The sequence below is a fragment of the Streptomyces sparsus genome, from assembly GCF_054776295.1.
In genome coordinates this window covers 1-8,306 of record NZ_BAAHCA010000139.1, presented here as the reverse complement: position 1 = coordinate 8,306, position 8,306 = coordinate 1, and the positions used below count along the sequence as shown (strand labels likewise).

The following is an 8,306-nucleotide window of genomic DNA, read 5'->3' as shown; positions in this document are numbered from 1 at the left end:
GTCGTCCGACGGGCGGGCGTCCGGCAGGTGGGCGCGGCACCGCCCCCGTGGTGTCGGGCCCGTCCGCGGGCCGCCCCGCGGACGGGGTGCCGCTGTGCTGTGCGGCTTCTGCTGTTGATGTCATGGTCGTCCTCCCGAACCCACCAGTCGGCCCAGCTCCGGGTCGATCTCCTGGTGCAGCGGTTTCAACTCCCCCCGCAGGAACAGGTCGCGCATCGCTGCGCGTTCGACCTTTCCGCTGGTCGTGCGGCGGACCGTGCCGGGGCGTACCAGCAGCACCCCGCCCGCGTTGACGTCGAACTCCTCGGACAGGCAGCGCACCACGCCGGCGGCCAGGCCGGCGAAGTCGACCTCGTAGCGGCTGCGGGCGCGCAACTCCTGGACGACGACGACCCGTTCGCGTTCACCGGCGACACCGAAGGCGGTCGCCGAACCGAACAGCCCGCTGACCTGCTGCACGGCCCGTTCCAGGTCGTGCGGGTAGAGGTTGCGGCCGGCGGTGATGATCAGGTCCTTGAGGCGGCCGGTGACGTACAGCTCGCCGTCCTCCAGCGTGCCGAGGTCGCCGGTGCGCAGGTAGCCGCCGGTGCCGTCGGCGGCGGAGACCCCGAACGTCTCCGCGGTCTCGCCGATCCGCTTCCAGTAGCCGCCGGCGACGCTGTCACCGCGCAGCCATATCTCCCCTATCCGGCCCTCCGGCAGCACCGCGCGGCTTTCGGGGTCGACGATGACCAGTTCGCCGGCGGTCGGCCGGCCGCACGAGAGCAGGGTGCGTGCGGGGGCGTGGGGGCGCGGCGGACGCAGCCGGTGCCGTTCCAGGGCGGCGGCGTCGACCGTGCGGTCGGTGGCCGGGTCGCCCTCGGCGCGGCCGGAGACCAGCAGGGTCGCCTCGGCCAGCCCGTAGCAGGGGGAGAACGCCTCGGGGCGCAGCCCGACGCAGGCGAAGCGTTCGGTGAACGCCCGCCGGGTCTCGGCCCGGACGGGCTCACCGCCGCTGACCGCGGTCGCCCAGCCCGAGAGGTCCAGCCCGGTCAGTTCGGCGTCCGTGACGCGGCGGGTGCACAGGTCGTACGCGAAGTCGGGGGCGCCGCTGACCGCGATGTCGTGCTGCGAGACGGCTTCGAGCCAGGACGCCGGGCGTCTGACGAACGTCTCCGGCGCGAGCAGGATCGAGCTGCCGCCCAGCCACAGCGGGTGCAGCAGCTGGCCGACGAGTCCCATGTCGTGGTGGAACGGCAGCCAGCCGCCGAGGCGGGAGCCGGGCAGGGTGCGCAGCGCCCGGTTGATCGCCCGCATGTTGGCGAGCACGCTGCCGTGCGTGGCCAGCACCCCGCGCGGCGCCCCGGTGGAGCCGGAGGTGTACTGGAGGTACGCTGGCGCGCTCTCGTCGAGGTCGGGTTCGCGCCAGGGTGCGGCGGCCGGTACGGCGTCCGCGGCCAGGCAGGGTATGCCCCCGAAGCCGCTGCGGGCCAGCAGCTGGGACACCTCGGGTGCCTGGTCGGCGTCGGTCAGCGTGATGCAGGGCGCGGCGTCCTTGACGATGCCGGCGATGCGCTGGTCGAGGTGGGCGCGGCCGTTCGGCGGCGGCGCCGGCACGGCCACCGCGCCGGCGTAGAGGCAGGCGAGAAAGCTCACCGCGAACTGGCGTCGGGAACCGTGTAGCAGCAGGACCCGTTCGCCGGCCGCGCCCCTGTCCTGGAGCCAGCCGGCGAGGCGTCGGGCCTCGGCGTCGAGCACCCGGTAGGAGACGGGTTCCGGTGGGCGCGGCGCCCTGGCCCCCGCGCTGTCGCCGGGGAGCAGCACCAGTGCCGCTCTGCCGGGTGTCTGCGCCGTCCTGGCCTGCACGATCTGGTTGAAGTTCCGGTAGCCGGTCAACGCCTCCCCCTCACGTCTGCGGACTGCTGCGGTTGCCGGGGCCGACTGCGCTCCCAGTTGGCGCGTGGCGCCGGGGCCGGGTCGTCCGCTTCGCGCTGCCGCTCGCGCAGCCGTGCCAGCAGCACGGCGGTGACGGCGGCAAGCTCCACCTCGTCCGGTCCTCCGCGGACCACGGTGAGTCGCAATTCCTCGGCCATGTCAGCAGCGTGCGCTTAGGCCCTAGAACGGCGCTCGCGGGCGGAACGCGGGCGAGCCGAGACCCCCTGGAAGGGGCCTCGGCTCGCTGACGCGGCATCCGCGGGGTGCCGCTGACCTGCGGCTGTGCCGGTGTCCGGTGGTACGGCCGCGCGGGGTGGCTGGGAAACGGGCGGCGGCGGGTCGAGCGGGCGGGTGCCGCGGTGCGGTCGGGCCGTACGTCAGTCGGCGACGAACGGTTCGTAGGCGACGTGCCGGCTGCGTTCGACGGTGACCCGGGCGACCTGGGACAACCGGACGAGCCGGTCCAGGTAGCCGTCGCTGCTGAGCGCGCGTACGCACGCCTCGGTGTCCTCCCACCACAGCAGGCCCAGATAGGTCTGGGGGCGGACGGTGGACCGCAGCAGGTCGCTGCCGCCGAAGCCGCCCTGCTGGGCGAGTTGACCGGTCAGCGCCCCGAAGTCCTGCTCGAAGCGCGCGTGTTCACCCTCCACGTTGGCGTGCAGCAGCACCACGTTCGCGGCGCCGACCAGGGCGTTCTGGAGGGCCATCCGGCCCACGCTGACGGCCTGGTCGGCCTCCGTGTCCACCATGGCCCCCAGCCGGCGCACGTGGCTGGTGAACACGTCGTCGTGCACCACTCCGAGGAACGCGTCCAGGCTGCGCCAGTGGCTGAGGTGCACGTAGACGTCCGGGGAGTCGAGCAGCCGCACCGTCACCAGGAAGTGGAAGTCACGGCGGCGGCGCAGGTACTGGGAGTGGGCCCGGAACTCCCGCTCGAACTCCTCGGCTCCGCCCTTGACCGTGAAGCGGTTGATCACGGTCACCGGGCGGTTCAGGTCACGTCGGGGCATCGTGCGACTCCGCGTACTGCTTGGCGTGCAGCAGGGTGGTGGTGCTGTTGGTCCCCAGGGCCTTGCGGACGAGGGCCCTGGCCTCGGTGAGGGTGGCGTCCGGCCCGAGCGCGGACCGCACGCCCTCGGGGTCGAGCGTGACGGTGTGCCAGGACGTGGCGCGCACCCCGTCGCCGGACGGCACGATCTCCCAGCGGCCGGTGTGTCCGCTCATCGCCACCGGTACCCGGAGCTGCTTGTAGACGATGCTGTTGCGGTCGGGGAAGCAGACCCGCACGGACGTGGTGTTGTGCAGGGAGCCGTCCGGGCTGCGGGTGTCCATGTCCATGTGCTGCACACCGGGCTCGTCCTCGGTGAGGTCGAGCCGGGCCACGTGCGGCAGCCGCTCGGGCCAGCGGTCGGCGCGGTCGAGGAAGGAGAAGACGTCGGCCGCCCGGCCGGCGATCTCCACCGAGTCACTGAACGTGAAGCACAACTCGTCGGCCTCACCGTCCCGTTCGGCGGCGGCCTTCAACGCGGCCAGCTCGGCGCGGCTGTTGGCGTCGACGGCCTCCTCGATCAGCTCGACCGACGCCGGGTCGTCGCCCTCGGCACGGTAGTCGTGCAGCAGGACGACCCGGCAACCGCCGTCGGCGCGCGACTCGACCCGCCACTCGCCGCCCATCTCGGCGACCGGCGAGGCGGACCTCACCTGGCGGAAGACGATCCGCCGTGCGACCGGGTCCAGGGTGCGGCTCGACGTCCAGTGCCGGACCTGCCCCCGGGCGAACGCCCAGATCTCCAGCAGCTGTTCGGCGGTGCCCTCGGTGCTCCCGGCGGACGCGCCCGCCTCTTCGGAGGCGTCGCCGACCAGCTCCACGTGCACGGTGGGTCCGAAGACCATCGGCCAGGAGCGGACGTCGGCGATCAGCCGGTAGACGGTCTCCGGCGAGGCCGCGACCGTGATGGTGTGCTCCGTGAGGTGCACGGGGAGCGTACTCGTAGCGTTCGGCGCCACGGCGGTCCTTCCCTTCCCAGGCACGCCGTACCCACGGCGGCTGTGTCAGCATTCCACTGCCGGCTCGAGCCGCGCTCGACCCGGTACTGCGGTCACTCGTCAGGCCCAGTCGGGCCGGTCCAGAACCTCCACCACCGCGCAGCCCCAGCTGTAGCCGGCGCCGACCCCGATCAGCACGATCCGGTCGCCCGGCTTCGCCTGCTCGGAGACGACGAGCCGGTCCAGACCGGCGAACTGGTCCCCCGCGCCCAGGTGGCCGACGGTGCGGCTCCACTCCCAGGTGGTGCGGGCCGGGTCTATCGCGTACGGCTGGTAGTAGATGGACTGGAGGCGCCGCCGCCCGAAGTGCGGCAGCAGCACCCACTGCGCGTCGCCCAGCTCCATGTCGGCGTCCGACAGGGCCTGTTTGACGACGGTCTGCTGTCCGGTCGCGGCCCGGGTCACGGCGTAGGACATGCCGACCCGGCCCACGAAGGACTTCTTCGCCTCCTCGAAGTCCACCGGGATGCGGTGGTCGAAGGGGGCCCTGGTGAAGGGGTCGTCGCCCCGGTGCATGGGTTCCAGCTCGGAGTCGGCGAGCATCGCCAGGGAGCGCAGCCGCGCGAAGCCGCCGCGCCGGGAGAGCACCACGGCGGTGGCGCCGTCCGCGTACGGTGTGCCCGGGTCGGTCCGCCAGCGGTCGATGCCCGGCTCGCAGAACCGGTCCCCGGTCGTCAGCAGCGCGTCGCACCGGTTGCGGTCGGCCGTCAGGTAGGCGGTGGCCAGGTCCATGGCGGCCAGTCCGCCGTTGGACATCTGCCGGATCTCGATGGCCGGGCAGCTGCTCCGGGCCGCCTCCCGCTGGATGTAGGAGGCGACCGGCCACAGGTCCTGGCCCTGGTGGTAGGTGTCAGCGTGCAGGATCAGGTCGATGTCCTCCGGTGAGGTGTCCGCCCGGTCCAGCGCGGTGCGGGCCGCCGCCGCGGCCATCTCGGCCGCGGACTCCTCCGGTGAGTGGGCCACCGCGACCATGTCGGTGGCGGCGGCGATCCGCGGCGGGCAGTCACCCGCCGTGACGGCGTCCGCGACCAGCAGCGACGAGGGCAGCCGGATGCCGGTCCCCCGCAGGTAGATCTCTTCGACTCGCACAGCAGCTCCCCGTTGTCTTCGCGCGCGTCAGCCGGCGGCGGCACCGGTGGTGACCGGGCCCCGGCGGTCCGGGCCGTGCTCGGTGAGCAGCACGTAGCGGACCGCGTCCAGCAGCGCCCGCCAGGACGCGCCCACGGTGTTCTCGTCGACGCCGACGGTCCCCCAGCGGCGCTCTCCGTCGGTGAACGTCATCAGGACCCGGGCGGCGGCCTCGCTGCCGCCGCTGAGCACCCGCACCTGGTAGTCGTCCAGTTCCAGCGCGGTCAGCTCGGGAAAGAACGGGTCGAGTGCCTGGTGCAGGGCCCGGTCGAGTGCGTTGACCGGGCCGTTGCCGGTGCCCCGGGCGACCATGGGCGTGCCGTCCACCCGCAGCCGTACCGTCGCCTCGGTCCGGACCCGGCCGTCCGTCGACCGGTCCACCCCGACCCGCCAGGAGTCCACCTCGAAGGGCTCGGCGAGTTCACCGCCGGCCAGTTCCCGGCGCAGCAGGAGCTCGAAGGAGGCGTCGGCCGACTCGAAGCTCCAGCCGCGGTTCTCCAGTTCCTTGACGCGCGCCGCAGCCCGGGCGACGGACTCCGCTCCGGCGGCGACCTCGTAGCCCAGCTCGCGGGCCTTCAGCTCGATGGAGGACCGGCCGCCCATGTCGGAGACCAGGGTGCGCATCCTGCTGCCCACCGCGCCGGGGTCGATGTGCTGGTACAGGTCGGGGTCGATCCGCAGCGCCGAGGCGTGCAGCCCCGCCTTGTGCGTGAACGCCGAGGAGCCGACGTAGGGCGCGCCGGCCCGCCCGGCCAGGCCGGTCAGCTCGGCGATGGACCGGGCCGTCAGCGTCATCTCGGGCAGCCGCGACGCGGGCACCACCTGGATGCCGTGCTTGAGCACCAGGTTGGCGGTGACGGTGAACAGGTCGGCGTTGCCGCACCGCTCGCCGTAGCCGTGCGCGGTGACCTGCACGTGGTCGGCGCCGGCCGAGACGGCCGCCATGGTGTTGGCGACGGCGCAGCCGGAGTCGTCGTGGCAGTGGATGCCGATCCGGGCGCCGGTGACGCCCGCGGTGTCGGCGGTGGCCGTGCGCACCCCGTCCGGCAGTGAGCCGCCGTTGGTGTCACACAGCACGACGGCCTCCGCGCCGCTCTCCATCGCGGTGCGCACCACTTCCAGCGCGTACTCGCGGTTGAGCAGCCAGCCGTCGAAGTAGTGCTCGGCGTCGACGAACACCCGCCGGCCGGCCTGCACGAGGAACCGCACGGTGCTGCCGATCATCGCGAGGTTCTCGGCGAGCGTGGTGCGCAGAGCGTGCTCCACGTGCCTGGGGTGGCTCTTCGCGACGAGGGTGATCACCGGCGTCTCGGCCTCCAGCAGCGCCCGCACCTGGCGGTCGGTGGAGACCAGCGTGCCGGGCCTGCGGGTGGCGCCGAAGGCCGCCAACTGAGCTGAGCGCAGATCGAGTTCGGTGCGGGCGCGGCGGAAGAACTCGGTGTCCTTGGGCACCGCGCCCGGCCAGCCGCCCTCGATGAAACCCACTCCGAAGGCGTCCAGATGACGGGCGACGGCAAGCTTGTCGTCGACCGTCAGTACGAGGCCCTCCTGCTGGGTGCCGTCGCGCAGGGTCGTGTCGTAGAGCTGGAAGCGCTGCCCGGCCATCGCCCCTCCTCACCTTCCGGTTGTGCCGCCGGCGGTGACTTCCGCGACGGTCTGGCCACGGTCCGGGCAGGGCGTGGAGCGGCCCTGGAGGGGGGCTGGAGCGGGTCGGCGTGCTCTTCCGGGGGCGAGTGCGGGGGCCGGCTCGCGGGCGGCCGGTTTCCCGGTGGTGGGTGCCGGGCTTCTGTGTTGTGCTGGTCTGGCGCCACCGGCGCGGCCCGCTCGGGCCGTACGGGTGGCACCCGGGCGACCCGGCGCCTCCGCTCCCGGAGGCACGGCGCTCCGGTCCCGGACGGCCGGCACTCCAGCTCCGCTCCAGTGAGGCTCGAGTTCCGCCCGGGAGCATTCGGGGGGAATGTCCGACCTCTACCTGGAGCCACCCCCTATGACCGACATCCTCACCGACGAGATCCAGGATTTCCGCATCGACGTCCCGCAGTCCGAACTGGACGATCTCGCGGACCGGCTGGCGAGGACCCGCTGGACCGGCGAGCTGCCCGGCGTCGGCGACGCCTACGGTGTGCCGCTGGACCGCGTCCGCGACCTGACCGCCTACTGGCGGCACGGTTACGACTGGCGGCACTGGGAGGCCCGGCTCAACGCCCACCCCCAGTTCACGACCAGCATCGACGGCCAGAACATCCACTTCCTGCACGTGCGTTCCGCCGAGCCGGACGCGCTGCCGCTGATCCTCACCCACGGCTGGCCGATGTCCGTCGTGGAGTTCCTCGACGTGATCGGGCCGCTCACCGACCCGCGGGCGCACGGCGGTGACCCGGCGGACGCCTTCCACCTGGTGATCCCGTCCCTGCCGGGCTACGCGTTCTCCGGGCCGACGTCCGAACCCGGCTGGAACCGCTACCGGACGGCACGGGCGTGGGCGGAGCTGATGCGCCGGCTCGGATACCGGCGCTACGGCGCGCACGGCAACGACGCGGGCTCCTTCGTCGCCCCCGAGGTGGGCCGGGCGGACCCCGAGCACGTGGTGGGCGTGCACGTCACGCAGGTGTTCTCCTTCCCGTCCGGCTCCCCCGAGGAGCTGGCGTCACTCGACGAGGAGGACATGGGCAAGGTCGCCTACATGCAGTGGTTCATGGAGAACAAGGGCGCCTTCAACAAGCTCCAGTCGACGGAGCCGCAGACCCTCGCCCACGCCCTGGCCGACTCGCCCGTCGGCCAGCTCGCGTGGAGCAGCCAGCTGTTCGGCGAGGAGGTGAGCCGGGACTACGCGCTGACCAACGTGATGCTCTACTGGCTGACCAACACCTGCGCGTCCGCGGCCCGCTTCTACTACGAGGACGCGCACGCCGAGCAGGTCCCCGCGGAGCCGACGACGGTGCCGCTGGGGCTGGCGAACTTCGCAAACGACTTCCAGTCGGTGCGGGCCCTCGCCGAGCGCGACCACAGGAACATCGTCTCGTGGAACACCTACGACCGCGGCGGCCACTTCGCCGCGCACGACGCCCCGGACCTGCTGGTGGACGACATGCGGCAGTTCTTCCGCCGGTTCCGCTGACGGAGTCGCCCGCCGGCGTCGGCACGACTCGGGCGGGCCGCCGCGTACCGTCCGCGGCCGGGCGCAACGAGGCGGGGGCCGGGCAGCACCCCCAGGTGCT

7 protein-coding genes are annotated in these 8,306 nt (G+C 73.1%); 1 reads left to right on the top strand and 6 read right to left on the bottom strand.

The window, feature by feature from the left end:
- Window positions 1-120: 120 nt before the first annotated feature.
- From ACYVE9_RS09960 to cimA, 6 genes are all read right to left on the bottom strand, one after another.
- The gene (locus tag ACYVE9_RS09960) at window positions 121-1,875 is read right to left on the bottom strand and encodes a fatty acyl-AMP ligase (protein ID WP_461027400.1); all 1,755 of its coding nucleotides are present in this window, start codon (window positions 1,873-1,875) and stop codon (window positions 121-123) included.
- Complete coding sequence (locus ACYVE9_RS09955; RefSeq protein WP_461027399.1) at window positions 1,872-2,072, bottom strand: acyl-CoA carboxylase subunit epsilon; 201 nt, start codon at window positions 2,070-2,072, stop codon at window positions 1,872-1,874. Before ACYVE9_RS09955 ends, ACYVE9_RS09960 begins: the two co-directional genes overlap by 4 nt.
- Window positions 2,073-2,291: 219 nt before the next feature.
- Window positions 2,292-2,924, bottom strand: coding sequence for an antibiotic biosynthesis monooxygenase family protein (locus ACYVE9_RS09950; protein WP_461027398.1), 633 nt, complete (start codon window positions 2,922-2,924; stop codon window positions 2,292-2,294).
- Window positions 2,911-3,891 carry an aromatase/cyclase gene (locus tag ACYVE9_RS09945; protein WP_461027397.1) on the bottom strand — a complete coding sequence of 327 codons (981 nt, stop codon included), beginning with the start codon at window positions 3,889-3,891 and terminating at the stop codon, window positions 2,911-2,913. Before ACYVE9_RS09945 ends, ACYVE9_RS09950 begins: the two co-directional genes overlap by 14 nt.
- Window positions 3,892-4,020: 129 nt before the next feature.
- Window positions 4,021-5,049, bottom strand: a complete 1,029-nt coding sequence (locus ACYVE9_RS09940; protein WP_461027396.1) for a ketoacyl-ACP synthase III family protein — start codon at window positions 5,047-5,049, stop codon at window positions 4,021-4,023.
- A gap of 27 nt (window positions 5,050-5,076) precedes the next feature.
- Window positions 5,077-6,693 (bottom strand): citramalate synthase, encoded by a 1,617-nt coding sequence (gene cimA / locus ACYVE9_RS09935; RefSeq protein WP_461027395.1) that lies wholly within the window; start codon window positions 6,691-6,693, stop codon window positions 5,077-5,079.
- Between the two features lie 352 nt (window positions 6,694-7,045).
- On the opposite strand from cimA, the gene ACYVE9_RS09930 reads away from it, so the two are divergent.
- Window positions 7,046-8,206: an epoxide hydrolase family protein gene (locus ACYVE9_RS09930; protein WP_461027394.1), complete on the top strand. Its 1,161-nt coding sequence runs from the start codon at window positions 7,046-7,048 to the stop codon at window positions 8,204-8,206.
- Window positions 8,207-8,306: the final 100 nt, after the last annotated feature.